The 26,340-nt window shown below is 64.1% G+C and carries 21 protein-coding genes; 15 read left to right on the forward strand and 6 right to left on the reverse strand.

Annotation, left to right across the window (positions count from 1 at the left end; translation table 11 throughout):
• Positions 1–54: 54 nt before the first annotated feature.
• From THIARS_RS08565 to THIARS_RS08625, 13 genes are all read left to right on the forward strand, one after another.
• Entirely contained in the window at positions 55–2,607 is a 2,553-nt protein-coding gene (locus THIARS_RS08565) for a FimV/HubP family polar landmark protein (protein ID WP_186436609.1), read from the forward strand.
• Positions 2,608–2,619: 12 nt separating this feature from the next.
• On the forward strand, positions 2,620–3,405 hold the full coding sequence (truA, locus tag THIARS_RS08570) for a tRNA pseudouridine(38-40) synthase TruA (protein WP_094160277.1): 786 nt from the start codon (positions 2,620–2,622) through the stop codon (positions 3,403–3,405).
• 5 nt (positions 3,406–3,410) lie between these two features.
• Positions 3,411–4,067 carry a phosphoribosylanthranilate isomerase gene (locus THIARS_RS08575; protein WP_094160278.1) on the forward strand — a complete coding sequence of 219 codons (657 nt, stop codon included), beginning with the start codon at positions 3,411–3,413 and terminating at the stop codon, positions 4,065–4,067.
• A gap of 55 nt (positions 4,068–4,122) precedes the next feature.
• The gene (gene trpB / locus THIARS_RS08580) at positions 4,123–5,358 is read left to right on the forward strand and encodes a tryptophan synthase subunit beta (RefSeq protein WP_094160718.1); all 1,236 of its coding nucleotides are present in this window, start codon (positions 4,123–4,125) and stop codon (positions 5,356–5,358) included.
• Positions 5,355–6,185: a tryptophan synthase subunit alpha gene (trpA, locus tag THIARS_RS08585; RefSeq protein ID WP_094160280.1), complete on the forward strand. Its 831-nt coding sequence runs from the start codon at positions 5,355–5,357 to the stop codon at positions 6,183–6,185. Before trpB ends, trpA begins: the two co-directional genes overlap by 4 nt.
• 10 nt (positions 6,186–6,195) lie before the next feature.
• Positions 6,196–7,071, forward strand: a complete 876-nt coding sequence (gene accD, locus THIARS_RS08590) for an acetyl-CoA carboxylase, carboxyltransferase subunit beta (RefSeq protein WP_094160282.1) — start codon at positions 6,196–6,198, stop codon at positions 7,069–7,071.
• Between the two features lie 37 nt (positions 7,072–7,108).
• Complete coding sequence (folC, locus tag THIARS_RS08595; protein WP_094160284.1) at positions 7,109–8,428, forward strand: bifunctional tetrahydrofolate synthase/dihydrofolate synthase; 1,320 nt, start codon at positions 7,109–7,111, stop codon at positions 8,426–8,428.
• A complete protein-coding gene (locus THIARS_RS08600; protein ID WP_094160286.1) occupies positions 8,425–9,309 on the forward strand; it encodes an SPOR domain-containing protein in 885 nt (294 codons plus the stop codon). The genes folC and THIARS_RS08600 overlap by 4 nt, the downstream gene beginning before the upstream one ends.
• On the forward strand, positions 9,306–9,797 hold the full coding sequence (locus THIARS_RS08605; RefSeq protein WP_186436610.1) for a CvpA family protein: 492 nt from the start codon (positions 9,306–9,308) through the stop codon (positions 9,795–9,797). The genes THIARS_RS08600 and THIARS_RS08605 overlap by 4 nt, the downstream gene beginning before the upstream one ends.
• 42 nt (positions 9,798–9,839) lie before the next feature.
• Positions 9,840–11,345, forward strand: coding sequence for an amidophosphoribosyltransferase (gene purF / locus THIARS_RS08610; RefSeq protein WP_094160290.1), 1,506 nt, complete (start codon positions 9,840–9,842; stop codon positions 11,343–11,345).
• Positions 11,342–12,568, forward strand: a complete 1,227-nt coding sequence (locus THIARS_RS08615) for an O-succinylhomoserine sulfhydrylase (protein ID WP_094160292.1) — start codon at positions 11,342–11,344, stop codon at positions 12,566–12,568. Before purF ends, THIARS_RS08615 begins: the two co-directional genes overlap by 4 nt.
• A 31-nt stretch (positions 12,569–12,599) precedes the next feature.
• Complete coding sequence (gene gltX / locus THIARS_RS08620; RefSeq protein ID WP_094160294.1) at positions 12,600–14,006, forward strand: glutamate--tRNA ligase; 1,407 nt, start codon at positions 12,600–12,602, stop codon at positions 14,004–14,006.
• Positions 14,007–14,168: 162 nt separating this feature from the next.
• On the forward strand, positions 14,169–14,429 hold the full coding sequence (locus THIARS_RS08625; RefSeq protein WP_186436611.1) for a hypothetical protein: 261 nt from the start codon (positions 14,169–14,171) through the stop codon (positions 14,427–14,429).
• 79 nt (positions 14,430–14,508) lie between these two features.
• Here the strand turns inward: THIARS_RS08625 and THIARS_RS08630 are convergent, their stop codons facing one another.
• Complete coding sequence (locus THIARS_RS08630; protein WP_094160297.1) at positions 14,509–15,540, reverse strand: quinone-dependent dihydroorotate dehydrogenase; 1,032 nt, start codon at positions 15,538–15,540, stop codon at positions 14,509–14,511.
• Between the two features lie 93 nt (positions 15,541–15,633).
• Here THIARS_RS08630 and rpiA point away from each other — a divergent pair, with 93 nt between their 5' ends.
• Positions 15,634–16,296 (forward strand): ribose-5-phosphate isomerase RpiA, encoded by a 663-nt coding sequence (gene rpiA / locus THIARS_RS08635; RefSeq protein WP_094160299.1) that lies wholly within the window; start codon positions 15,634–15,636, stop codon positions 16,294–16,296.
• A 52-nt stretch (positions 16,297–16,348) separates the two neighbouring features.
• On the opposite strand, the gene THIARS_RS08640 is transcribed toward rpiA, so the two are convergent.
• The 5 genes from THIARS_RS08640 to THIARS_RS08660 all read right to left on the reverse strand — a co-directional run bounded on the left by THIARS_RS08640 (position 16,349) and on the right by THIARS_RS08660 (position 23,298).
• Positions 16,349–16,993 carry a glutaredoxin family protein gene (locus THIARS_RS08640; RefSeq protein WP_094160301.1) on the reverse strand — a complete coding sequence of 215 codons (645 nt, stop codon included), beginning with the start codon at positions 16,991–16,993 and terminating at the stop codon, positions 16,349–16,351.
• 34 nt (positions 16,994–17,027) lie between these two features.
• The gene (locus tag THIARS_RS08645; protein ID WP_094160302.1) at positions 17,028–19,139 is read right to left on the reverse strand and encodes a M3 family metallopeptidase; all 2,112 of its coding nucleotides are present in this window, start codon (positions 19,137–19,139) and stop codon (positions 17,028–17,030) included.
• A gap of 14 nt (positions 19,140–19,153) precedes the next feature.
• Positions 19,154–20,002, reverse strand: coding sequence for a bifunctional methylenetetrahydrofolate dehydrogenase/methenyltetrahydrofolate cyclohydrolase FolD (folD, locus tag THIARS_RS08650; protein WP_094160304.1), 849 nt, complete (start codon positions 20,000–20,002; stop codon positions 19,154–19,156).
• 87 nt (positions 20,003–20,089) lie between these two features.
• Positions 20,090–20,704: a response regulator transcription factor gene (locus tag THIARS_RS08655; RefSeq protein WP_094160306.1), complete on the reverse strand. Its 615-nt coding sequence runs from the start codon at positions 20,702–20,704 to the stop codon at positions 20,090–20,092.
• Positions 20,701–23,298: a PAS domain-containing sensor histidine kinase gene (locus THIARS_RS08660; protein WP_245845666.1), complete on the reverse strand. Its 2,598-nt coding sequence runs from the start codon at positions 23,296–23,298 to the stop codon at positions 20,701–20,703. The genes THIARS_RS08655 and THIARS_RS08660 overlap by 4 nt, the downstream gene beginning before the upstream one ends.
• Before the next feature lie 324 nt (positions 23,299–23,622).
• Here THIARS_RS08660 and aceE point away from each other — a divergent pair, with 324 nt between their 5' ends.
• Positions 23,623–26,325 (forward strand): pyruvate dehydrogenase (acetyl-transferring), homodimeric type, encoded by a 2,703-nt coding sequence (gene aceE, locus THIARS_RS08665; protein ID WP_094160310.1) that lies wholly within the window; start codon positions 23,623–23,625, stop codon positions 26,323–26,325.
• Positions 26,326–26,340 lie beyond the last annotated feature (15 nt).

Here is a 26,340-nt window from a genome sequence, read left to right on the forward strand (position 1 = left end):
GTCAGCCTAACTAGCGGATGTTATGTTGTTTCGACCATCAATCTGCAGCGTGCCGTGAACAAAACCAAAGCTCAATACAGGGGGTTCAAAGTGGCCAATTGGCGTCATGCCGTCGGCTTGGTGTGTCTGGCAGCACTGCCTGGAGCGATTTCCCAGGCCTATGCGTTCGGTCTGGGCCACGCCACCGTCAAGTCCGCGCTGGGTCAGCCCCTTCACGCTGACATCGACATCACCCAGATCACGCCCAACGAAGCCTCGTCGCTCAAGGTTGGTATCGCCCCTGCTTCAGCTTTCCAGTCGCGCAAGCTCAACTACAGCAGCATTCTGCCCGACCTTACGGTCACACTGGAACATCGTCCCGACGGCACGCCTTATCTGCGCCTGACCAGCTCACGCCCCGTGCAGGAACCTTTCGTCGACGTGTTGTTGCGCGCATACTGGGCCAATGGCGAGTTGACGCGGGACTACACCCTCCTGTTCGATCCGCCGTCCTTCCAGGAACCGCAAGCAGCAACCCAGATCGCCCCGCAGGCTCCGGCGCAACAGGCGCCGCTGGCCCAGCAAACGCCTTCCGCGGGACAAGAAAGCAAGCGCCAGACGGCACCTCCCACGCCCGCACCTCCCAGGCCTGCAGCTCGGCCGAGTCAGCCGTCCGCCGCGAGCACCTATACCGTGCATCAAGGGGACACGCTCTCCAGCATTGCCCAGAGGTTCGGCGTCGAAGGCGCGTCGCTGGACCAAATGCTCACGGCCCTGTACCGCGCCAACAGCGGAGCCTTCATCGACAGCAATATGAACTTGCTGCGCTCGGGCGCCATCCTGCGCATTCCAGGTGCACAGGAGGTGCAGGCCATTCCGCAAAGCCAGGCGCACCAGGTCGTCGTCGTGCAGAGCCATGATTTCGAGGCCTATCGACGCAGGTTGGCCGAAATGACCAGCCAGGCCGCGCCGCAGGAACAAACCAATGCACGCAAGGCGACTGGCAAGGTTCAGGCCGAAGTGCAGGAGCCGGCTGCCGGCGCATCCGGTGCCCAATCACAACTGAAGCTGAGCAAGGCGACGGTGGGCGCCGCGGCGCAAAAGCAGGCTGAACAGGCCAGCGAGATCGCCAAGCAAAAGCAGGCCGAATCGACGGCGCATCAGTTGGCTGAAACCAAAGCCAACGTCGCCGCGTTGTCCAAGCTCGCGGCAAGCGCCAGCGCCGCCGTCCGTGCCGCAACGAGCGGCCCGGCCATGACAGGGTCAGCAGCTGCGCCAGCTCCGGTTGGCGCGTCGTCGTCTTCGGCTCAAGCTGCCGTGGCCAAACCGGCGGCATCCGCGACGCCATCTGCGATTGCCTTGCCCGCTGCGGCGCCTGCTTCGAAACCGAAGCCGGCCGTCAAACCCACGCTGGTCACCAACAAGCCGGCGGTGTCGGCGTTGCCCGGAATGGGTTGGCTGTCAGGCTTGCTGGCCAATCCTCTGTTCGCACCTGCCGCCGGCGCCATCGTGCTCTTGCTGGCGGCCTTGGCATTCATGCGCCGTCGCCAGCATTCCAAGCCGGCGCGCGATACATCGGTCTTCGACAGCCGCCTGAGTGCGGCCGACAGCTTCTTCGGTGGTACCGGCGGGGAACGGGTGGACACGCGCAACAGCACCCTGGGTTCCTCCGTGGCCTATTCGCCGAGCCAACTCGATACGGGCGATGTCGATCCCGTTGCCGAGGCCGATGTCTATCTGGCCTATGGACGAGATTTGCAGGCCGAGGAAATTCTCAAGGAGTCCCTCAAGAATCATCCCGATCGCAACGCCGCCCGCCTGAAGCTGCTGGAAATCTATGCCAAGCGCAAGGACGTGCGTTCTTTCGAAATGACGGCGGCCGAATTGTTCGCGCTGACCGAAGGTGTCGGCGATGACTGGAAAAAAGCCCAGGATCTCGGTCGAAATCTCGATCCGGTGAACCCGCTTTATCACAACACGGTCCCCCCCAGCACCATCAACGCGCCGACGACCATACCCGCAACCGATTTTGCGCCCACGGGGTCGTCGCTGATGGCTGTGCCCGCAACCGTTCCGGCGACCGAACTGCTGACCAGCCTACCCTCGCTGATGACGGTCTCGGCTGCTGCCAAGGCCGAAGAGCCTGGCTCCCGGCTCGATTTGAATCTCAATCTTTCCGCGCCCGAAGCTGCCGCGGCTAAGGGTTCCCAACCCTCCGCCCCATCGGGTGGCGCCGGGTCGGATCAGCCCGATTCGGCCCTGAACTTCGACATGTCCGGCTTTCCTCCTCCGTCGCCGACCCCGCCGGCCGCTTCTCCTTCGAAGCCTGGGGAGCCGCCCAGCGCGCAGCCGCTGGAGTTCGATCTGGGCGCTCTGTCGCTGGATCTCCCTGGCGAACCGTCTGCGTTCCGGGCGCCTGCGGTTGAGGTTTCCGCACCGCAGGCGGCGTCGCAGCCTCAGGCGAAGCCAGGGGCTTCTCAAGGGTTGGATACACGCTTGGCCCTGGTCGAGGAATGCCGAGCCATGGGCGATTTGGACATGGCGCGCAATCTCTTGGGGGAAATCATCGCCGAAAGCGACGGCGCCACCAAGGAACGCGCTGAAAAAATGCTGTCCGAGTTGGCCTGACAACACGGGTTCATGCGTATCGCCCTTGGGCTGAGTTACAGAGGGGCGGCTTATCTGGGGTGGCAGAGTCAGCCCAGTGGGAAGGCCGTGCAAGACCATCTCGAGGCGGCCCTGCGCAGATTCGTCGGCGAGGGCGTGCGCACGGTCTGCGCCGGGCGGACCGATGCCGCGGTCCATGCCTTGCAGCAGGTGGTGCATTTCGATTCGCCGGTCGAGCGCGCGCCGTTTTCCTGGGTGCGCGGCGTCAACTCCTTCCTGCCTCCCGATATTGCCGTGCTCTGGGCGCAAGCCGTGGCGGAAGATTTCCACGCCCAGAAGAGCGCCATATCGCGGCGCTATCGCTACGTTCTGCTGGCGTCGGCGGTGCGGCCCGCGGTGCTCGAATCGCTAGTGGGCTGGACGCATGCCAGGCTCGACCTGGAACGCATGCGCGCCGCTGCGCGGATCTTGATCGGCCGCCATGACTTCTCGGCCTTTCGCGCAAGCCAGTGCCAGGCGCGCTCTCCGGTCAAGACACTGCACGAAATCGAGATCAGTTGCCAGGGAAACACCTGGAACTTCGATTTCCACGCGAACGCCTTCCTGCATCACATGGTTCGCAACATCATGGGATGCCTGATCGCCGTCGGAAGCGGCGCGCAAGACACCGAATGGCTGCAGAATGTCTTGATGGCGCGCTTACGCAGTTTGGCGGCGCCGACTTTCATGCCCGACGGTTTATATTTTCTCGGCCCCCATTACCCGGTTGAATTCGGCCTGCCCGAACCGGCGCGGGCGCTGCCGGTGCTTCTCGCCTGACATCCGTGACGTTTCCTGCCGATTCCCTTCACCGCACACGCATCAAGATCTGCGGCATCACCCGCGTCGAGGATGCTCTGGCCGCCGCGGAGGCCGGAGCCGACGCCATCGGCCTGGTGTTCTATCCGAAGAGCCCGCGTTGCGTGACCTTGTCCCAGGCGGCCAGCATCGCCCGAGCGCTGCCGCCCTTTGTCAGCACAGTCGCCTTGTTCGTCAATGCCGCGCAGGATACGGTGCGCGACGTGATCGATGCCGTTCGCCCTGCGATGCTGCAATTTCATGGCGACGAGACGCCCGCGGCGTGTGCGCTAGCCGGGCATCCCTACTTGCGCGCCGCCCGCATGAGGCCGGGGCTGGATTTGCTAGACTTCAAAGCCCGATACGCGGATGCCAAAGCCTTGTTGCTCGACGCCTACGTCGAGGCCTACGGCGGCGGCGGTGAGGTCTTCGATTGGTCACTGATTCCAAAAAGCGCCAACTTTCCCATCGTTTTGTCTGGTGGGTTGCATGCGTCAAATGTGGGGCGGGCCATTGCGCAGGTCAGGCCCTGGGCTGTTGACGTCTCATCGGGCGTCGAATTGGCCAAGGGCGTGAAGGACGCATCGGCCATTCGCAGCTTCGTTGCTGCCGTGCGCGATGCGGATGCCGCCGCACAAGGCTGACTGCCTTTACGGTTTCCCGGCGCGAATCGCGCGAATCTGCACCCCGAATTCCATCATGCTCAACTATGCCTATCCCGACGCCAGCGGCCATTTCGGCCCCTACGGCGGAAGTTTTGTCGCCGAAACCTTGTTCAAGGCGCTGGATGAACTCAAGGCCGCTTACGAACATTACCGTAACGATCCCGAGTTCATGGCCGAATTCCGCAGCGAACTCAAGCATTTCGTGGGGCGCCCAAGCCCCGTCTACCACGCCGCGCGTTTGAGCGGCGAACTGGGCGGCGCGCAGATTTTTCTCAAACGCGAAGACCTCAACCACACCGGCGCGCACAAGATCAACAACACCATCGGACAGGCCATGCTGGCCCGGCGCATGGGCAAGCCGCGCGTGATCGCCGAAACAGGCGCCGGTCAGCACGGCGTGGCCTCGGCCACGGTGGCCGCACGCTACGGCATGGAGTGCGTCGTCTATATGGGGTCGGAGGACGTGAAGCGCCAGTCGCCCAATGTGTATCGCATGCATCTGCTCGGCGCCAAGGTGGTGCCGGTGGAATCCGGCAGCAAGACCTTGAAGGACGCGCTCAACGAAGCCCTGCGCGACTGGGTGACGAACGTCGAGAACACGTTCTACATCATCGGCACCGTCGCCGGACCGCATCCCTATCCCATGATGGTGCGCGATTTCCAGCGCGTGATCGGCGACGAGTGTCTTGTGCAGATGCCCGAGATGATCGGTCGCCAGCCCGACGCCGTGCTGGCCTGCGTCGGCGGGGGCAGCAATGCGATGGGTATTTTCTATCCCTACATCCCGCACGAGAATGTGCGCCTGATCGGCGTGGAAGCGGGCGGCGAGGGCCTCGCCAGCGGGCGGCATGCCGCGTCCCTGTCCGCGGGTTCTCCGGGGGTGTTGCACGGCAACCGGACCTATCTGCTTCAGGACGCGGGCGGGCAGATCATCGAAACCCATTCAGTGTCGGCCGGACTCGACTACCCCGGCGTCGGCCCCGAGCATGCCTGGCTCAAGGACATCGGCCGCGCCGAGTACGTCTCGGTGACCGACGACGAGGCCCTGGCGGCTTTCCACAGGTTGTGCCGCACCGAGGGCATCATCCCGGCGCTTGAGTCCAGCCACGCGTTGGCGCAGGCCATGAAAATGGCGCCCGAGATGGGACGCGACAAGGTGTTGCTGGTGAATCTTTCCGGGCGTGGCGATAAGGACATCGGCAATATCGCCGACCTCACCGGCGCGCAGTTCTTCTGCCGTCCGTCCTGCCGTCAGGGAGCCGCACGATGAGTCGTATCGCGACCACCTTCGAGCGCCTCGCGCGCGGCGGGCGCAAAGCCCTGATCCCCTATATCACCGCGGGCGATCCCGATCTCGCTGCGACCGTGCCGCTGATGCATGCCCTGGTTCAGGCCGGCGCCGATGTGCTCGAACTCGGTGTGCCCTTCTCCGATCCGATGGCCGACGGCCCCGTGATTCAGCGCGCCAGCGAGCGTTCACTCGCGCGCGGGGTGGATCTGGCCCAGGTGCTGGCCTGGGCGCGCGAGTTTCGCCAACAGGACGCCGGCACGCCGCTGGTGTTGATGGGCTATGCCAATCCGGTCGAGCGTTTTGGCGTCGAGAACTTCGTTCCCGCGGCGCAGGCTGCCGGGGTCGACGGCGTGCTGGTGGTCGACTACCCGCCCGAGGAGGCCGGCGACTTCGCCAACCGGCTTCGCGCCGCCGGCATGGATCCCATTTTCCTGCTCGCCCCCACCTCCACCGAGGCGAGGATGCGGCAAGTCGACGCACTCGCCAGCGGCTACGTCTACTATGTCTCGCTCAAGGGCGTGACCGGGGCTGGAAACCTCGACGCCCAGGCGGTCTGTCGCAAGCTGCAGGAGTTGCGCAAACATGTGCGGGTGCCGCTCGGCGTGGGGTTCGGCATCCGTGACGCGGCGGGAGCCGCCGCCGTCGCGGCCTGCGCCGATGCGGTGGTGATCGGCTCGCGCATCATCGAATTGATGGAAAACAAGCCTGTAGAGGTCGCCATCGAGGACGCCGTCGGGTTCGTCCACGAAATCCGTCGGGCCATCGACGCCCATGCCAACGCGCCAGCCGTGCTGGCCAGCACTTGAGGAGAACACCATGAGTTGGCTTGAAAAGTTGCTTCCACCCAAGATTCAACAATCGGAATCCGGCTCCCGGCGCCAGATCCCCGAGGGCTTGTGGGTCAAATGCCCGTCTTGCGAGACCGTGCTCTACAAGACGGACCTCGAACAAAATCAATACGTCTGCCCCAAGTGCGCGCACCATATGCGCATCGGTTCGCGCATGCGTCTGGACACCTTGCTGGATGGCGAGGGGCGGTACGAAATCGGCCAGGAGGTGCTTCCGGTCGACCCGCTCAAGTTCAAGGACAGCCGCAAGTATGCCGAGCGCCTGAAGGAGGCCCTGGAGAACACCCAGGAGACCGACGCGCTCGTCGTCATGGGCGGCGCCATTCAGAGCATCCCGGTGGTCGTGGCTTGCTTCGAGTTCGAATTCATGGGGGGTTCGATGGGCTCGGTGGTGGGCGAGCGTTTCGTGCGCGGGGTCGAAACCGCACTGGAGCAGAAGGTGCCTTTTCTGTGCTTCACCGCCACCGGCGGCGCGCGCATGCAGGAAGGGCTGCTCAGCCTGATGCAAATGGCCAAGACCAACGCCGCCCTGGCGCGTCTGGCTGCGGCGCGCATTCCCTACATCAGCGTCCTCACCGATCCGACCATGGGCGGCGTGTCGGCCAGTTTTGCCTTCATCGGCGACGTCGTGCTGGCCGAGCCGAAGGCGCTCATCGGTTTCGCCGGGCCGCGTGTGATCGAGAACACCGTGCGCGAGAAGCTGCCGGAGGGCTTCCAGCGCGCCGAGTTCCTGCTGCAAAAGGGTGGGGTCGACCGCATCGTCGACCGCCGCGAGTTGCGCACCGAACTTGCCCACATGCTGGCTTTGCTGCAGCGGCAGCCCGCCGATGCCGTCTCCGGCTGATCGGGCCGAGCGGCCGCCGCCCCCGCTAGCGCCGGCGATGCAGGATTGGGGCCTGCAGGATTGGCTTGCGCATGCCGAGCGTCTGCACGCGCAAGCCATCCACCTGGGGCTGGACCGCGTCGAGAAGGTCAGGGCCTCGCTCCAACTGCGGTTTGACTGCCCGGTGTTCACCGTGGCCGGCACCAACGGCAAGGGATCGACCTGCGCGTTCATCGAACACATCCTGCTCGCCGCAGGCTACCGCGTCGGGGTGTACGGCTCGCCGCACCTGGTGCGTTTCGAAGAGCGTTGCCGCATTCAGGGAACGATGGTCGAAGCGGCGGCTCTGCTGGAGCACTTCCGCGCGGTGGAACTGGCGCGCCACGGCACGCAGCCGGCGGTCGAACTGACATACTTCGAGTTCACCACACTGGCCATCATGCGCCTGCTGAGCCAGTCCAAGCTCGACGCCGTGGTGCTGGAAGTGGGGATGGGGGGGCGGTTGGATGCGGTGAATGTGATCGATGCCGATTGCGCCATCATCACCAGCATCGCGCTGGATCACACCCAGTTCCTCGGGGCCGACCGAGAGGCGATCGGCCATGAAAAGGCAGGCATCATGCGCGCCGGACGCCCGGCCATTGTTGCGGATCCGGCGCCGCCCGAAAGCGTGCTGCGCCATGCGCGCAAGCTTGGCGCCAAACTGTGGCGTATCGGGGCGGAGTTCAATTTCAGCGCCTCAGGGCAGCAGCAATGGAACTATCTGGGCCCCCACCACAAGCGCCGAGGACTCGCCTATCCCATGATGCGGGGCGCCAACCAGCTGCTCAATGCCAGCGCCGCCTTGGCCGCGCTGGAAGCGCTTCGAGACCGGCTCCCGACGAGTGCGCAAGATGTGCGGCAGGGCTTGGCGCGTGCGGAATTGCCCGGTCGATTCCAGGTCCTGCCCGGCCAACCCGTGGTGGTGCTGGACGTGGCGCACAACCCGCATGCGGTGGCGGTTCTCGCCGAAAATCTGGACGCCATGGGTTTTGCGCCTTGCACGCATGCCGTGTTCGGCGCCATGGCGGATAAGGACGTGACGCAGATGCTGGCGCGCATCGGTCCGCTCGTCGACCGCTGGTATCTCTGCGATCTCCCCACGCCGCGTGCCGCCCGCGCCAGCGACATCGAGGCCGCATTGCAGCCCTTGCTGTCGAAGACCAGCCGGGTGCAAGGTGTTTACGCCGATCCGCAAAACGCTTTTGCCGCGGCAGCGGCTGCGGCCGAGCCGGCCGATAGAATCGTGGTTTTCGGCTCGTTCTACACGGTCGGCGGCGTGATGGCGGAAGGTGTGCCGCGCATGCGCGGCCTCCACTCGACGCATCCAATCCCATGAAACTTCCTGGAAAGCGCGGCAAGGACGCCTCAAGCACAGCCACGCGCGGATTGGCCGACACGCAGGCGCAAAGCGAAGAAGCGTTACGCGTGCGCGCTCGGCGCCGCCTGATCGGGGCGGTGGCCCTGGTCTTGACCGGGGTCGTGGTGTTCCCGCTGATTTTCGAGACCCAGCCGAAGCCAGTGGCATCGAACATGACCCTGGTCATTCCTTCGCAGAATCAGCCCGGCATCCTGCCTGCGCCTGCTGCGAGCATCCCCGCCGCGCAGGCGAAGGCCGCGGCGGCCGTGGCCGAGTCGAGCCCGAAAGCAGCCAGCACGCCCCAAGGCGCAACCCCCAGGTCGTACCCCGCGTCTGCTGCGACCGGCCAACAGGCTCCCGTTGCCGCGCAGCCGCGGCCCGCGGCCACTCCGGCAGAGCAGGTGCCGGCGCAGGCCCAAGCAGTTGCACCCCAGCCGCAGCAACCGGCAGAAGCCATGCAAGGTGCCGCGAAGGGCGCGGCGCCCGCTGCGCACGGCAAGCCGCAGCCGTCGCAACATCAAATTGCCAGCGCCCGCCAGGCCCTGGCCGCCCTGGAAGGCAAGCATCCCGACCAGATCAGCACGTCCCAGGCCGAGGCGGCGCTGGCGAAGTCCGGTTCATCGTCCAGTTCGGCGCGTTATGTCATCCAAGCGGGAGCCTTCGCCGATACCAAGTCCGCGCATGAGGTGCGCCAGAAAATCGAGCATGCGGGATTCAAGACCTATACCCAGGTTGTGGATACCGACGCGGGCAAGCGCATCCGCGTGCGGGTGGGGCCATTTTCCAGCAGAGAACAGGCCGACAAGGCGTTGGCGCGCATCCGGGCGCTGGGTTTGAAGGCCGTCGTGCTGACGCTGTGAACGCCATCGACTGGTTCATTCTTGCCGGGCTTTGCCTATCGGCCCTGGTGGGCGTGCTGCGGGGCGCGGCTTATGAGTTGATCAGTCTCGGCGGTTGGTTGGCCGCGTTCATCCTGGCGCACCAGTTTTCGCCTTGGGTGGCCGAACATTATTTGCAGGCGATCGCCGCGGGCGCCTTGCGCAACGGGGTCGCCTGGGTGGCGTGTTTCATCCTGGTCCTTCTGGCGGCGGGCCTGCTCGCCACGGTGATGCGTTTGCTGCTGCGCTCGACCGGACTCGGCGTGATGGACCGCAGCCTTGGTGCGCTGTTCGGCTTGGCCCGAGGTCTGGTGTTGCTGGTGTTGACCGTACTGACAGCAGGCTATACCGGATTGCCGCATAGTGCGATTTGGCGGACTTCGCTGTTCATCCCGCCGGCTGCCGCGGCCGCGGCGACGATCGAACCCCTACTTCCCGCGGCAGCGGCACGCGTTTTGCCGCGACAGTAAGTCCCGAATCATTCAGCGTTTCAGTCCAGGAGCATTCGCATCATGTGTGGAGTCGTCGGCATCGTCTCGAAGCAGCCCGTGAATCAATTGATTTACGACGCGCTGCTGCTGTTGCAGCATCGGGGACAGGATGCGGCCGGCATCATCACCGGTCAGGGCGGCAAGCTTTACATGCAAAAAGCGCGCGGCATGGTGCGCGATGTATTCCGCACGCGGAACATGCGCGCGCTACCCGGCTGCTACGGCCTGGGCCAGGTGCGCTACCCCACCGCTGGCAGCGCCGACAGCGAGGAGGAGGCCCAGCCGTTCTACGTCAATGCGCCGTTCGGCTTGGCACTGGCCCACAACGGCAATCTGACGAATGCGGACGTCTTGCGCGAGGAACTCAAGAACAACGACCATCGCCACATCAACACGGGCTCCGATTCCGAGGTGCTGCTCAATGTCCTCGCGCACGAACTCGACCTGGCTTCACACGGCTTGCCTCTCAAGCCGGGCGATTTGTTCAAGGCGGTGCGCGCGGTGCATCGCCGCGTGCGCGGTTCCTACGCCGTGGTCGTGCTGATCGCCGGTCATGGCCTGCTGGCGTTCCGCGATCCCTACGGCATCCGCCCGCTGTGCTTCGGCACGCAGGATGAACAGGGCGACATCATGGTGGCGAGCGAATCGGTGGCGCTCGAGGGCAACGGCTACAAACTGGAGCGCGACATCGCGCCAGGAGAGGCCATCTTCGTCGACCTCGAAGGACGCATGCTCAGTGAACAGTGCGCCGAGAATCCAACGCTGAATCCTTGCATTTTCGAGTTCGTCTACCTCGCGCGTCCCGATTCGGTGCTCGATGGCATCTCGGTTTACCAGGCCCGTCTGAACATGGGTGAAACGCTGGCGCAGCGGGTGATCTCGACCATGCCGCCGACCGAGATCGATGTGGTCATTCCGGTGCCGGAATCCAGTCGACCGTCGGCCATGCAACTGGCATGGAAACTGGGGCGTCCCTACCGCGAAGGTTTCGTGAAAAACCGTTATGTCGGGCGCACGTTCATCATGCCCGGACAGGCGGTGCGTAAAAAATCCGTGCGGCAAAAGCTCAACGCCATCAGCCAGGAATTCGCCGGCCGCAATGTCTTGCTGGTGGACGATTCCATCGTGCGCGGCACGACTTCACGCGAAATCGTGCAGATGGCGCGCGAGGCGGGTGCGCGCAAGGTCTACCTGGCCTCGGCGGCGCCTCCGGTGCGCTACCCCAATGTTTATGGCATCGACATGCCGACGAGCGGCGAGTTGGTTGCGCATGGGCGTGACGTCGAGGAAATACGCCAGATCATCGGCGCCGACGCCCTGATCTACCAGGACCTGGAAGCCATGAAGCGCGCCGTGCGCCGCGAGCGGCCCGATATCGGCGCCTTCGAGGCCTCGTGTTTCGATGGGTGCTACATCACGGGCGATGTCGATGCGGCGCTCAAGTCCGGCCTCGGCGCGGCGCGGGACGACGTGGCGAGCAGTTGTCTGAATCTGCAAAGCCCCGTGCAGGAGGAGACCCAGCCATGAAGCAGGACGACTCTGCACCCGGCCGCAGCGCTTTGCATCTCGACACGCGCGCTGTGCGCGAGGCCCTGCCACGCTCGGCGTATGGCGAACACAGCGAAGCCCTGTTTCTGACCAGCAGCTTCGTGCAGCCCGACGCCGCCACGGCGATGGCGCGCTTCGCGGGCGAAGAAGACGGCTTCATCTATTCGCGCTTTTCCAATCCCACCGTTGCCAGCATGGAGCAACGCCTGGCCGCGCTGGAAGGCACCGAGGATGCCATCGGCACGGCTAGCGGCATGGGAGCCATCCTTCTCTTGATGCTGGGACTGCTCAAGGCGGGCGACCACGTGGTGTGCTCGCAGTCGGTGTTCGGCGCCACGATCAAGCTCATCGCGAGCGAGTTTGGCAAATTCGGCGTCCAGAGCAGTTTCGTGTCGCAGACCGATGTCTCGGCGTGGAAGGCGGCCATCCGCCCCGGCACCACCAAGCTGCTGTTCGCCGAGACGCCGACCAACCCGTTGACGGAGGTTTGCGACATCCGCGCACTGGCCGATCTGGCCCACGAAGCAGGCGCCTTGCTGGTGGTCGACAACTGCTTCTGCTCGCCTGCATTGCAGCGCCCGATCGAATTCGGCGCCGACATCATCGTGCATTCGGGAACCAAATATCTCGACGGCCAGGGCCGTGTGATTGCTGGTGCCGTGTGCGCGAGCCGCGATATTGTCGAGGGCAAGCTGTTGCCCATGCAGCGCAGCGCCGGCATCAGTCTTTCGCCTTTCAACGCCTGGGTCGTCCTCAAGGGCATGGAAACATTGGGGCTGCGCATGCAGGCGCACAGTGCCCGCGCGATGGAACTCGCGCGGTGGCTGCAAGCCAGACCGGAAGTGAGTCGGGTGCACTACCCCGGGCTGGTTTCGCATCCCCAGCACGCGCTGGCCATGGCGCAGCAATCGGGCCAGGGCGGTGCCGTGCTCGCGTTCGAGGTGAAGGCCGCAAATCCTGAGCAGGCCAGGGCGCGCGCCTTCCACGTCATCGACCAGACCCGGCTATGCTCCATCACCGCCAATCTGGGCGACACTAAGACCACCATCACCCACCCGGCCAGCACTACGCACGGCCGTCTGAGCGACCAGCAGCGCCAGGCAGCGGGCATTACGCAAGGGCTGATCCGCATCGCGGTCGGGCTCGAGCATCCGGCCGATATCCAGGCCGATCTGGCGCGGGGCCTCGAGAGCCTGGCCTGAGCCCGATGGGCCATTCAATGTCTTCATACGCATGAGCGCACCCAAGCTTCCCGTCCGTACCCGCTTCGCTCCCAGTCCCACAGGTTTCATCCACCTCGGCAACATCCGTTCGGCGCTGTATCCCTGGGCCTTCGCGCGCCATCACGGCGGCAGCTTGATCCTGCGCATCGAGGATACCGACACCGAGCGCTCGACCCAGGAGGCGGTCCAGGTCATCCTCGACAGCATGGCTTGGATGGGGCTGGATTACGACGAGGGCCCATTCTACCAGATGCGGCGCATGGATCGCTATCGCGAAGTGCTCGCTCGACTGCGCGACGCCGGGCTCGCCTATCCTTGCTACATGCGCACCGATGAACTCGACGCCCTGCGCGAGCGCCAGATGGCAGCCGGCCTGAAACCGCGCTACGACGGCACGTGGCGTCCGGAGCCTGGCAAGACGCTGCCCGCCGTTCCGGCCGGGGTACAACCCGTGATCCGTTTCCGCACGCCTGCGTCTGGCAGCGTGGGGTGGGACGATCAGGTCAAGGGACGGATCGATTTTTCCAACGACGAGCTCGACGACCTCGTCATTGCCAGGCCCGACGGCACGCCGACCTACAACTTCTGCGTGGTCGTCGATGACATCGACATGGGCATCACCCATGTGATTCGGGGTGACGACCACGTCAACAACACGCCGCGGCAGATTCACATCTTCCGCGCCCTGGGTCACGAGCCTCCGGTCTATGCGCACTTGCCTACGGTGCTCAACGAGCAGGGCGAGAAACTGTCGAAGCGCAACGGCGCGAAGAGCGTGCTGCAATACCGCGATGAAGGTTATTTGCCCGATGCGATGGTGAATTACCTGGCGCGTCTTGGCTGGTCGCACGGCGACGCCGAAATCTTTTCGCGCGAACAATTCATCGAGTGGTTCGACCTGGAGCATCTGGGTCGTTCAGCCGCGCAATTCGACGGTGAGAAACTCAAATGGGTGAATGCGCACTACCTGCGCGCCCTGGACCCTGATGAACTGGCGCGGTTGGTGCGGCCTTTCCTGCATCGGCTTGGTTTGCAGGAACAGGGCGTCGATCTGCCAGCCGCGGTGACGCTGTTGCGCGAGCGTGCTCATACCCTGGCCGAGGTGGCCGAGTTATGCGGCATGTTCTACGCGCCGCCCGAACCGGCGGCCGACGTTCTGGCCCAGCATCTCACGGCGAGTGCTAAGGAAGCCCTGGAGGATTTGCGCCAGCGCCTGGCAGTCTTGCAGGGCTGGGAGGCATCGGCCATTGGCGCCGAGATCAAGCAGGTGGTGGCTGCGCATCAGCTCAAGATGCCGCAGTTGGCCATGCCTTTGCGCTTGCTCGTGACAGGTCGCTTGCACACGCCTTCGGTGGATGCCGTGCTGGCGCTGTTCACGCGTGACGTCGTCGTGCAAAGGCTATCGCGCGGGGTTTGAGGCGCAGCGCTGAAACCCCGGGTCGGAGGGGCTATGCAGAACGCTGTGTTGCGCCTTCGCGACGTTTTGGGTTACAATTGCGTGTGTTGATGAAAGGCCATGGCTTGATCGATGGGCTTTCATCATTGTGTTGATGACCTAAGTTCCGTTAGAGGGCGAGCCGTGGCAAAAACGACTACTACGCGCAAATCCGTGGACTCCGATGCCGATGTTCTGGCCAGCAAGCCGCAGGCATCCAAGGAATCCAATCCCTGGGATCTCATGATGGAAAACGCAGCCGAGGTGGCCTCCACCTTTCGCAAGCGCCCCCAAGTCAAAGTCTCATCACCCTGGCGCGAAGGTTTCGGTCGGCCGCTGTCGCAGCGGTCGCGTGAAATCTACGAGCACATTACCGCGAACAAGACGCGCCTCAAGCAGAAGTAAATCCTCATCCATCATCCGGTTCGTCCGGGTGATGTTCTGCCCTTCCTCTCCAACCGTTTTGACTCTCGGCCGCCCAGATTCAGTGGCTTCGGCCCGATAGCGCCTGGGCGCAGTCCGCGACAAGCTTCGGTCCTTGATAGATCAGACCGGTGTAGATCTGGACCAGATCGGCGCCGGCCCGAATTTTTTCGACCGCGTCTTCGGCCCTCAAGATGCCGCCAACGCCAATGATGGGGTAACCCGCACCGAGGCGGGCGCGTAGGAGTTTGATGACCTGCGTGGACGGCTCGCGCAAGGGCGCCCCGCTCAGTCCGCCGGCCTCGTCGGCGTACGGCAAGCCGACAACGGCAGCGCGCGCGGTGGTTGTATTCGTGGCGATCACGCCATCGATGCCGTGGCGCTGCAGTGCATCGGCCAAGGCGTGGATCTGCTCGGCATGCAAGTCGGGCGCCACCTTCACCAGCATGGGCACGGATTTGCCTTGCGCATCCGCGAGTCGGGCGCGCTCGTTTGCAAGCCCTTGCAACAAGGCCTCCAGCGCGTCATCGGTTTGCAGCTGTCGCAGGCCTTGCGTGTTGGGCGACGAGACGTTGATGGTCACATAGTCGGCGTAGGGATAAACGGCCTGCAAGCCAGCCCGGTAGTCGTCCAGAGCCTGCTCGATGGGGGTGCGCGCATTTTTCCCAATGTTCAGCCCCAGCGGAACTTGTCGGCGGCTGCGGCGCACATGGCGAAGGAGGGCATCGACTCCGGCGTTGTTGAACCCCATGCGATTGATCAACGCCTGGGCCCGTGGCAGGCGGAACAGGCGTGGTTTCGGGTTCCCAGGCTGGGCGCGCGGCGTCACGGTGCCCAACTCGATGAAGCCGAAACCCATGGCCACCAGCGCGTCGATGGCTTCCCCGTTCTTGTCGAGACCTGCCGCCAGGCCTACCCGGTTTGGAAAATTCAAGCCGAGCAATTGCACCGGGTCGTGGACGCGCGCATGCGCGTAGAGCAGAGCAAGGCCCGTCTGGTGCAGCAGGCGCAGGCCCGCCAGCGTGAGGTCGTGCGCCGCCTCCGCATCGAGATTGAACAAAATCGGGCGGATCAAACCGTAAGGGAGTGGCATTGCTGGCGAGGGTTCGGATCTGCACGAGGCGTGCTGTTCGCACCGGTTGTGCAAGCGGCGATAATAAAGGCCACCCCACCCTTGAAGGTAGACATGACGCAGGACGAACTCAAGCAGGCAGTGGCGCAAGCCGCATTGCGCCAGATTCCACAAGATCAGATTATCGGCGTCGGTACCGGCTCGACCGTGAATTTTTTTATCGACGCCTTGGCAACCATCAAGCACAAGGTGCGGGGTGCGGTGTCCAGTTCGGAGCGTAGTACCGAACGACTGAAAGCGCATGGGATCGCAGTCCTGGACCTGAACGATGTCGATCGTATTCCGGTCTATGTCGATGGGGCCGATGAAATCGACGCTTCAGGCGCGATGATCAAGGGCGGCGGGGGGGCGCTGACGCGCGAGAAGATCATCGCTGAGGCGGCCGACCGCTTTGTCTGCATCGTCGATGCGTCCAAACTGGTTTCCACCCTCGGCAAGTTTCCCTTGCCCGTGGAGGTCGTGCCGATGGCGCGCGAGCTCGTGGCAAGGCGCTTGCGCGCGCTGGGAGGCGATCCTCGCCTGCGCAAGGACTACCTCACCGACAACGGCAACATCATCCTGGATGTGCATGGCCTGACCATCTCCCGGCCGCGCGAACTCGAAACGTCCATCAACCAGATTCCAGGCGTGGTGACGGTGGGGCTTTTCGCGCATCGCGGAGCCGATGTGGCGCTGGTCGGCACTCCCGGCGGTGTGCAGGAGCACGCCTATCTCTGAAGCATGCGTGCGGGCAGCGTCGCGCGCACCGGTGGCGTGTCTGCACGCAAACTCAAAATTGAAAGCCCGGAGGTGCGTTCGGGTTGTGCGGCGGGAGGACAGGAACCGCAGGTAGTTGGTCCGGTGCACTGGCTTTGCCGGCCGCTTGAGGGGCTTTCAGGGCCGGTGCCGGTACGAGTGGTTCCGCGGTCCCGAATCTGTAGTCCTTCGGTAGGCGGGACTGATGCGGATACCCTGCGGCAGTCAGCGCCTGGTTCCAGGCGGCCTGGTCGTAGCCGACGGGCAGACGAACCCCCGCCACGGTCAGCAGCGGCAACTTCTCCGAACCCTGGCTGATCTGCTTGTAGGCGGCGATGTCGGCAGCCGTCGAGATGCTTTTGTCGGTGTAGGGGATGCCACGCTGCTGCAGCAGTTTGATCCCGTCTTCGCAAGCCGGGCATTGCGGCGTTGTGTAAATCACCACGGGGTATTTGCGCACGATGGGCACCAGGTCGGCAGGAACCTGGCTGGCGCCTTGGCCGGGCCGTACCTGCTCCGGCATTGCGCCGAGGCGCTGGACTTCACGCCCGGGCCTGCTGGGAGGGATGTCGGTAAAGGTGATTTGCCCATCGGGTCCGACGATCTTGTAGAGCGCCCAGGCTGGCGAGGCCAGCAGGATGGCCAGAGCGGTCGCAAGAAAGACTGGACGTGGGGTCATGATGGGCTTGCTCCAGAATCGGAAAAGAGGCCGGTCAGGTTCGAGTCGTTTCGCTCATGCCTTGGTGGCGCAGCAGAGCGTCGATTTGGGGGTCGCGTCCGCGGAAGGCCCGGAACGACTCGAGCGCCGCACGGCTGCTGCCTCGCGCAAGGATTTCGTCGCGGAAACGTTTGCCGGTTTCGGGGTCGAGCACACCATGCTCTTCGAAATGCGCGTAGGCGTCAGCCGACAGCACTTCGGCCCATTTGTAACTGTAATACCCCGCAGCATAGCCACCGGCGAAGATATGCGAAAAACTATGCTGGAACCGGTAGAAGTCGGGCGGAAACAAGACAGCGACTTCGTCGCGCGTCATTCTCGCCGTTTCGGCCACGGCCTGGGGTGTGAATGTCCGTAGTCCGTGGTGCAGGCGCAAGTCGAACAGCGAGAACTCGATCTGACGTAGGGTCTGCAGCCCGGCCTGGAAATTGCGCGCGGAGAGCATGCGCTCGAACAGTGTGCGTGGCAGCGTTTCCGCACTGTCGACATGGCGCGTCAGGCGCTGCAGCACATCCCATTCCCAGCAGAAATTCTCCATGAACTGGCTGGGCAATTCCACGGCATCCCATTCGACGCCCGAAATCCCCGAGGCGGAGAGATCGTCCACTTGCGTGAGCAAGTGGTGCAGGCCATGGCCGAATTCATGGAACAAGGTCTGCACGTCATCGTGCGTGAGCAACGCCGGTTTGCCGTCGACGGGGGCAGCGAAATTGCAGGTCAGAAGGGCGATCGGGGTTTGCAGATGTCTGCCGGGACGCAACCAGCGCGCGCGGGCGTCGTCCATCCATGCCCCGGAGCGCTTGCCGGGACGGGCGTGCAGGTCGGTGTAGAACTGGCCGATCAATTCGCCTTGTTGGTTCTCCACACGCCAAAGGGCAACCTCCGGATGCCATGCTCCGCCTGAGGAGGCATCGTCCTCGCGGATGCGGATGCCGAACAAGGTCTGCACCAGGTCGAACAGGCCGGCGAGCACCTGGGGTTCGGTGAAATACTGCCTCACCTCCTGCTCGGAATAGGCATAGCGGGCCTCACGCAGGCGCTCCGAGGCATATGCGATGTCCCAGGCGGCCAGTTCGGGCAGACCCAGATGTTCCGCGGCAAAGCTGCGCAGATCCCGCAGGTCGCGTTCCGCATATGGGCGCGCACGCCTGGCCAGGTCCAGCAGGAATTTCTCCACCGCTTCGGGGCTGTCCGCCATCTTGGGTTCGAGCGACAGTTCGGCGAAGTTGGCAAAGCCCAGCAGCCGGGCCTCCTCGTCGCGCAATTGAAGAAGTTCGGCCATGACCGGCGAATTGTCGAGCGCCGGATCGCCCAATTCGCTGGCCCGGGAAACGTAGGCGCGGTACATGCGCTCGCGCAGGGCGCGGTCCTGCGCATACTGCATGACCGGGAAATAGCAAGGCTGATGGAGCGTGAAAAGGAAGCCGGGTTTGCCGGCCTTGGCGGCCTCGTCCCGCGCGGTGTGGAGGACGTCGTCCGGAATGCCGGTCACGGCATCCGCTTGGGCGTGAAGTGTGAAGGCATTGGTCGCGTCGAGCAGGTTTTCGGAAAAGCGTTGGGCGAGGGCCGCGCTGCGCTCCTGGATTTGCGCATAACGCTGACGATCTGCGCCTTGCAGTTCCGCGCCCCCCAGGCGGAAGTCCCGCAGCGCGTGTTCGATGATGCGTTGGCGGGTAGGGCTGAGCGCGGTGAAGGCCAAGCTTGCGTGCAGCCGCTTGTATTGGGCGTAGAGGCGCGCGTCGGCACCGAGCTCGGTCCAGAATTCCGTGATCTCCGGCAAGGCGGCGTTGAAAGCTTCGCGCAGCGCGGGAGTGTCCGCCACGGCATTGAGGTGACTGGCCATGCCCCAGGCCCGAGACAGCCGCTCGGTGGCGACGCTGAGCGGATCCACCACCGTTTCCCAACGGGCCGGCGTGGAGGGATCGGTGGCTTGCGCCAGAGCTTGACGTGCCTCGGCGATGAGTTGGCTGATGGCCGGCTGCACATGCTCGGGCCGCACCTGGGCATAGTCGGGCAGGCCGGAAAAATCGAGGAGTGGGTTGTGCTTCACGGTCTGTCCGGGCAAAACGGCATCCGGGGCCGGTTGGGCGTGGTCTTGGGCGGACATGTTGATGAAGCTCCTCAGCCTTGCGCGCAGGCTTGCACGGTATTGGCCAGCAGCATGGCGATGGTCATCGGGCCGACGCCGCCGGGCACGGGGGTGATCCAGCCGGCCACATCCTGCGCGGATTCGAAGTCCACGTCCCCGCACAGGCTGCCGTCCGGAAGTCGGTTGATGCCGACGTCGATCACCACGGCCCCGGGTTTGATCATGCTGCCGGTGATCATGCGCGGGCGCCCCACGGCGGCCACGAGCACATCGGCGTGGCGGCAAGTGGCGGCAAGGTCCGGGGTGCCACTGTGGGCGATGGTGACGGTGGCGTCTGCCGCCAGCAGCATCAGCGCCATCGGCTTGCCCACGATGTTCGAGCGGCCCACCACCACGGCGTGCTTGCCACGTAGTTTGCCCATGCCGATGTGCTCGAGCATGCGCATGCAGCCCAGCGGCGTACAGGGGCGAAAACCAGGTTGGCCCACCATCAGGGCGCCGGCACTGGCGACATGGAAGCCATCGACGTCCTTGCGCGGGGAAATGGCCTCGATCACGCGCTGGGCGTCGATATGGGGCGGCAGCGGCAGTTGCACCAGGATGCCGTGTATGGCGTCGTCCTGGTTCATCGTGTGGATGCGGGCGAGCAGTTCGGCTTCGCGCAGTTCCGCGCCGTAGGTTTCGAGGACGGAACGCAGCCCTGCCTGTTCGCAGGCCGACACCTTGTTCCGGACATAAACCTGGCTGGCAGGATCGGCGCCGACCAGAATGACGGCCAGCGCGGGTTGCCGGCCGGCGGCTGTGAGCGCGGCGGCGCGGACTGCCACTTCGCTGCGGACCTGTGCGGCCAGGGCCTTGCCATCGATGCGTTGAGCGGTCATGGAGTGTGGAGAAGAGCGGGAATGCGCACGACCGCAACGGCGCCGTGCGGGCTGAAGCCGACGAAGGTGCGCGCCGAGGCCGCCAAGCTATTTATTGGCGCCCAGGGCGATCTTGAGCAAGTCGGCCACGGTGTTGGTGCCGAGTTTTTCCATGATGTTGGCGCGGTGCGCCTCCACCGTCTTGATGCTGATATTGAGATCGTCGGCGATTTGCTTGTTCAACCGTCCAGCGACGATGCGCTCGAGAACCTGCGATTCGCGGCTGGTCAGCTTGCCCAGCAAGGCTTCGCGGTTGGCGTTCTGGGCGTGTTCCTCGAGGTCGATGCGGGCTTTTTGCAGCATGCGGTCGACCAGATCGCGGAGCAGGTTTTCATTGAAAGGTTTCTCGATGAAATCCACCGCGCCTTTCTTCATCGTCGTGACCGCCATCGGCACATCGCCATGGCCCGTGATGAAGGCCAGAGGCATGGCCACCCCGCGCTGGATGAGCCGGTCTTGCAGTTCCAGGCCGCTCATGCCCGGCATGCGGACATCGACGATCAGGCATGCCGCTTCGCGCGGATCGAAGCGCGTGAGGAAGGTTTCTGCCGATTCGAAGCACCGTACCCGGTAGTCGTTGCCCTCGAGCAGCCATTGCAGTGAATCGCGTACGGCCTCGTCGTCGTCGATGACATAAACCGTCCCTTTGCTTGCGGATTTCATGGGTTTGTCTGGTTGTGGTCGGATGGTGAGACGAAGGAGGATGTCGCTGGCGTCGTTGTCGTTGGCGGGACAGGTCGACTGGTCGATATCGTGGTACCAACCTCGGCAGGGTCGTTGGCGTTGGGCGGTGCGGCATCCGGCGTCGCTTCGAATGGCAGCGTGAAGCTGAATACACAGCCGCTCAGGCCGTCCTGATTGTATTGATTCTCGGCCCAAAGACGGCCATGGTGATACTCGATGATGGATCGGCAGATGTTCAGGCCGATCCCCAATCCTTCGGATTTGGTGGTGTAGAAGGCTTCAAACAGGTGCGGCAATACGTCCTCCGGCACGCCAGTGCCGTTGTCCTTGACGCTGAACGTGGTTTGCCGCGGGTCGGCGTCGATATGCAGCTCGATGCTGCGTGCAAGCCCGGTGCGCTGCGCCTTGTCGACCGACTCCGCGGCGTTGCGCAACAGGTTGAGAAGCACCTGTTCGATGAGAATGGGATCGGCCCACAGGGTGGGTATGCCCGGAGCGATATGGGTGAACAGGCGGACATTGCGGCGGCGCAGGTCGATTTCGGCCAGTTCCAAGGTGTTTTGCACCACGTCCTGCACGCGGCAGGCAATGCGGTGGGGTTCGCTCTTCTTGACGAAGTCGCGCACGCGGCGGATCACGGCGGCGGCGCGCTGCGCCTGGCGCGCTGTCTTTTCCAGGGCTGCCTGCAGTTCTTGCGGCGGCATGGATTGGCCCTTGATGCGCGCGATCATGCCTGAGCAATAGTTGTTGATGGCGGTAAGCGGCTGGTTCAGTTCATGGGCCAGCGACGAGGCCATTTCGCCCATGGCGATGAGCCGGCTGGTGATCTGCGCCTTTTCTTCCTGATTGCGCGCCACGTCCTCGGCCTGGTGGCGCGCGGTGACGTCGGTGGCGATCAGCATCTGCACGACGCGCCCGTCCACCCACTGGATGTAGCGCAGCCGCACATCGAACCAGCGCTCGAGCGCGGCGACATGGATTTCATGCACCTGGGCGGAGGGATTGATGATCTCCCCGGCAGGCAGTCCGGCATAGGCGTCGACGTTGTCGTCGCCGTCCTGCAGGGCATAGGGCGAGGGGTCCTGACCGCTGAGCAGGTAGTGTCCATGGGCCGAGGCGCCAAACCACTGGCGGTAGAGCTTGTTGGCGAACAGCTGCTCATTGCGGTCGATGGCCAGGACCGACACGGCTGCGTCCAGCCCCTCGAGCACGGCGACGAAACGCTCGTGCGACGCGGCCAGTTCCTGGCGGATGCGTGTGGGTTCGGTGATGTCGGTGACGGAGGTGATCCAGCCGGTCTGGCGTTCGCGTGCATCGATCAGCGCCGAGACGTAGATGCGCGCATCGAATTCGCTGCCGTCCTTGCGCCGCATTTTCAGGGCGAACCCCGAAGGCGGAGCGAGTCCATCGAGGGTCTGTTGCAGGGCCAGTGCCATTTCCGCCGAGCGCCTGGGCGGCCAATACGGGTGAGGCGGGGCGCGGCCCACCAGTTCTTCTTCCGCGAAGCCGGTCATTTTGCAGAACGCGAGGTTGACGTAGCTGATGCGGCCCTTCAGGTCGATGGCTTGCATGCCGGTCGACAGGGAGTTCTCCATGGCGCGGCGGAATGCCGTTTCGCGTGTGAGGCTTTCCTGCGTCAGCAGGCGTTGGCGCATCTGGCGCCAGGTGCCCCACAACATCCACAGCATCAGCGCCGACAGCACGAACACGGCCCAATACAGGCCGCGCACACCCCAACCGGGTGCCGTGTGGTAACTGCTCACACGCATGAACAGGCCGGCGTCAAAGGGGTGCAGTGCAACCAAGTACTGCAGGGGTTTCATGCCGGTCTCCGCCGAGGCACTGCTGGCCAGAACATCCTGGTTTTGGTTGATCAGGGCGACCGCGTAGCGGCTGCTCAATTCCTGGGCCACGGCGCCGCGCAGCAAGCCATCGACCGAGAACACCGCGTTCACGGTGCCGACGAATTGCTGATCGCGTAATACAGGTGTGACGGACTCGACCACCCAGCCGACGCGTGGCAGGAGGTAGGGCAGGGTGTATGTGGTGTGCAGGCTGCTCTGGGCCTGTGCATAGGCGCGTTCCGAAAAAGCCAGGGTGAGCGGTTTCCCCGCTTGCAAGAGCTTGAGGTCGTGCGGCAAGCCGGGGTTCATGACGGTCTGCGTGACCCTGGCCTTCGCATCGGTGGCGTAGATCAACTCCACGCTCTGATGCTGATGGATGAAGTTGCGGGCCATGGCCTCGAGGCGCGCGGGGCCGCGCGGGGAGGACTCCAGCGCATTGGCCATGGACTGCACCTGCTCTTGCATCAGCGCCATTTCCAGGCTCATGCGTTGCTGCGCCCATTCGCTATCGCGCTGCAGGGTGTCGCGTTCGCGCTGCAACTCCGTCTGCTGGGTGTAGCGCACGAGGGCGGCGGCAGCCCCCAGAAACAGCACGAGAGACAGTAGCGGGCCGAACAGCAGCAGGCGGTCGGCACTGCGGCTGCGCATAAAGGCCTGGAAGCGCATGCGCCATTCCAGCGCGAACGGCGCGGGATGGCGGGAGGACGAGGCTCGGTGCGGTCGTTTCACCCTTGCAGTCTATGCAAGTTGGGATCGGCCGTGCTTGATTGACGTTCCCGGGCCATCGCGCAGCAGCCCTGGGTCGCTGTTTCCGCGAAAGAAGCGACTGCGGTGCCGGCCGGCCATCATGCCGACTGTGCGACGGACTTGGCTTGTCTTGCGGCTGGCAAGGTCGTGGCGCGTGTTTGCGTTTACGCAAGGGCGCATTTGAATCTTGTCGCTGGCCGCCGTGCTTGTCTTCAAACAGCCCTATATTTTCATAATATAAAAACGAATATTGTGATTCGAAAAACTCTCTGCAATACTAGAGCCAAACCACAGAGGAGATTCATCATGGCCGCAGTTCCCGAGATGCCCGCGTCCGCCAATGACGGCGATCCCCAAGAAACACGGGAATGGCTGGACGCTCTCCAGGCGCTGATCGCATCCGAAGGGCGTGAGCGCGCGCATTTTCTGCTCGAGTCGCTGCTCGACCAGGCCCGCCAGAACGGCGTGGACATGCCGTTCTCGGCCAACACGGCCTATGTCAACACGATTCCTCCTGATCTGGAGGAGCGCAATCCGGGTAATGTGGAAATCGAGGAACGTCTGCGTGCCTATATGCGCTGGAACGCCATGGCCATGGTGGTGCGCGCCAACCGCCTGCATCCGCCCGACGGAGGCGACCTGGGCGGGCATATCGCTTCGTTCGCTTCGCTGGCCAGCATGCTGGGTGCCGGTTTCAACCACTTCTGGCATGCGCCCACGGAAGACCACGGCGGCGACTTGATTTATTTTCAGGGCCATAGCGCACCGGGCATCTACGCCCGCGCCTTCATGGAAGGCCGCCTGAGCGAAGAGCAACTGCTGAACTTCCGCCAGGAGGTCGACGGCAAGGGTCTGTCGAGCTATCCCCACCCCAAGCTGATGCCCGATTTCTGGCAATTCTCCACGGTGTCCATGGGCCTGGGGCCGATCATGGCCATCTACCAGGCGCGCTTTCTCAAGTACCTGCATGCGCGTGGCATCGCCGACACGTCGAAGCGCAAGGTCTGGGTGTTCTGCGGCGATGGCGAGATGGACGAACCCGAATCGCTCGGCGCCATCGGCTTGGCCGCGCGCGAGAAGCTCGACAACCTGATTTTCGTCGTCAACTGCAATCTGCAGCGCCTGGACGGTCCGGTACGCGGTAACGGCAAGATCATCCAGGAACTCGAAGCCGAGTTCCGCGGCTCGGGATGGAACGTCATCAAGCTGATCTGGGGTTCGTACTGGGATCCGCTGCTCGCGCGCGACAAGGACGGCATCCTGCGCCAGGTGATGATGGACGTGCTCGACGGCGATTACCAGGCCATGAAGGCGAACGACGGCGCCTTCGTGCGCAAGCACTTCTTCGGCCGCCATCCCAAGCTGCTGGAGATGGTGAAGAACATGAGCGACGAGGACATCTGGCGCCTCAACCGCGGCGGTCACGATCCGCAGAAGGTCTACGCCGCCTTCCACGCCGCGGCGCATCACCAGGGCCAGCCTTCGGTGCTGCTGGTGAAGACCATCAAAGGCTACGGCATGGGCCAGGCCGCCGAGGCGCGCAACGTGGCCCACCAGGTGAAGAAGCTCACCGATGACGATATCCGGGAATTCCGCGATCGGTTCAACATCCCCGTTCCCGACCACGAGTTGCCGAACCTGCCGTTCTTCAAACCGGCCGACGACACGCCCGAGATGCAGTACCTGCACGCGCGCCGCAAGGCCTTGGGCGGCTCCTTGCCGCAGCGTCGCCGCAAGGCCGACGAGACGCTGCCGATCCCCGACCTGGCGGACATTTTCAAGCCTGTGCTCGAGCCCACTGCCGAGGGACGCGAAATCTCGACCACCCAAGCCTATGTGCGCTGCCTCAATCAACTGCTGCGCAACAAGAACCTGGGTCCGCGCGTCGTTCCCATCCTGGTGGACGAGACCCGCACGTTCGGCATGGAGGGCTTGTACCGCCAGATCGGCATCTACGCCCCCGAGGGACAGAAGTACACCCCGGTAGACCGCGGCGAGGTGATGTATTACCGCGAGGACAAGTCCGGGCAGATTCTGCAGGAAGGCATCACCGAGGCCGGAGGCATGTGCTCGTGGATCGCCGCGGCGACGAGCTACTCGCACAGCAACCGCATCACCATTCCCTTCTACATCTATTACTCGATGTTCGGTTTCCAGCGCATCGGCGACCTGATCTGGGCCGCCGGCGACATGCTGGCGCGCGGTTTTCTGCTCGGCGGAACCTCGGGCCGCACCACCCTCAACGGCGAAGGCCTGCAACACGAGGACGGCCATAGCCAGATCCTAGCTTCCAACATCCCGAATTGCGTCAGCTACGACCCCACCTTCGCGCACGAGGTGGCGGTCATTCTGCACAGCGGCCTCAAGCGCATGGTCGAGAACCAGGAAGACGTGTTCTTTTATCTCACCCTGCTCAACGAGAACTACGCGCAGCCGGGACTGCGTGCCGGAACCGAGGCGGAAATCCTCAAGGGCATGTACCTGCTGCGCGAGGGGCCCAAGCTCACGCCGCGGGTGCAATTGCTCGGCTCCGGTTCCATCCTGCGCGAGGTGATCGCCGCGGCGGATTTGCTGGAAAAAGACTGGGGTGTGGCCGCCAACGTCTGGAGTTGCCCGAGCTTTAACGAGCTGGCGCGCGATGGCCGCGACGCGGAGCGCTGGAACCTGCTGCATCCGGGCCAGGCGCCGCGCCAAAGCTTTGTGGCGCAGCAACTGGACAAGCACCCGGGCCCGGTGGTCGCCTCCACCGACTATGTGCGCCTGTTCGCCGAGCAGATTCGTCCTTATCTGCCAAAGGGGCGCAGCTATCGCGTTCTGGGCACCGACGGTTTCGGCCGTTCGGACACGCGCACCAAGCTGCGGCGGCATTTCGAGGTCGATCGCCATTTCGTCACGCTCGCAGCGCTGCGCAGCCTGGCCGACGAGGGGGCGCTGCCGCAGGCCAAGGTGGCGGAAGCGATCACCAAGTACGGCATCGACGCCGATCGCATCAACCCCTTGTTGGCCTGAGCCCGCGCCTTGATA

This window comes from Thiomonas delicata (assembly GCF_900088825.1).
Lineage (GTDB): Bacteria > Pseudomonadota > Gammaproteobacteria > Burkholderiales > Burkholderiaceae_C > Thiomonas_A > Thiomonas_A delicata.

Coding starts and splice junctions, on each gene's coding strand:
- truA (WP_094160277.1), top strand. CDS start 2,620: ATGCGTATCGCCCTTGGGCTGAGTTACAGAGGGGCGGCTTATCTGGGG.
- trpB (WP_094160718.1), top strand. CDS start 4,123: ATGCTCAACTATGCCTATCCCGACGCCAGCGGCCATTTCGGCCCCTAC.
- trpA (WP_094160280.1), top strand. CDS start 5,355: ATGAGTCGTATCGCGACCACCTTCGAGCGCCTCGCGCGCGGCGGGCGC.
- accD (WP_094160282.1), top strand. CDS start 6,196: ATGAGTTGGCTTGAAAAGTTGCTTCCACCCAAGATTCAACAATCGGAA.
- folC (WP_094160284.1), top strand. CDS start 7,109: ATGCAGGATTGGGGCCTGCAGGATTGGCTTGCGCATGCCGAGCGTCTG.
- THIARS_RS08600 (WP_094160286.1), top strand. CDS start 8,425: ATGAAACTTCCTGGAAAGCGCGGCAAGGACGCCTCAAGCACAGCCACG.
- purF (WP_094160290.1), top strand. CDS start 9,840: ATGTGTGGAGTCGTCGGCATCGTCTCGAAGCAGCCCGTGAATCAATTG.
- THIARS_RS08615 (WP_094160292.1), top strand. CDS start 11,342: ATGAAGCAGGACGACTCTGCACCCGGCCGCAGCGCTTTGCATCTCGAC.
- gltX (WP_094160294.1), top strand. CDS start 12,600: ATGAGCGCACCCAAGCTTCCCGTCCGTACCCGCTTCGCTCCCAGTCCC.
- THIARS_RS08630 (WP_094160297.1), bottom strand. CDS start 15,540: ATGCCACTCCCTTACGGTTTGATCCGCCCGATTTTGTTCAATCTCGAT.
- rpiA (WP_094160299.1), top strand. CDS start 15,634: ATGACGCAGGACGAACTCAAGCAGGCAGTGGCGCAAGCCGCATTGCGC.
- THIARS_RS08640 (WP_094160301.1), bottom strand. CDS start 16,993: ATGACCCCACGTCCAGTCTTTCTTGCGACCGCTCTGGCCATCCTGCTG.
- THIARS_RS08645 (WP_094160302.1), bottom strand. CDS start 19,139: ATGTCCGCCCAAGACCACGCCCAACCGGCCCCGGATGCCGTTTTGCCC.
- folD (WP_094160304.1), bottom strand. CDS start 20,002: ATGACCGCTCAACGCATCGATGGCAAGGCCCTGGCCGCACAGGTCCGC.
- THIARS_RS08655 (WP_094160306.1), bottom strand. CDS start 20,704: ATGAAATCCGCAAGCAAAGGGACGGTTTATGTCATCGACGACGACGAG.
- aceE (WP_094160310.1), top strand. CDS start 23,623: ATGGCCGCAGTTCCCGAGATGCCCGCGTCCGCCAATGACGGCGATCCC.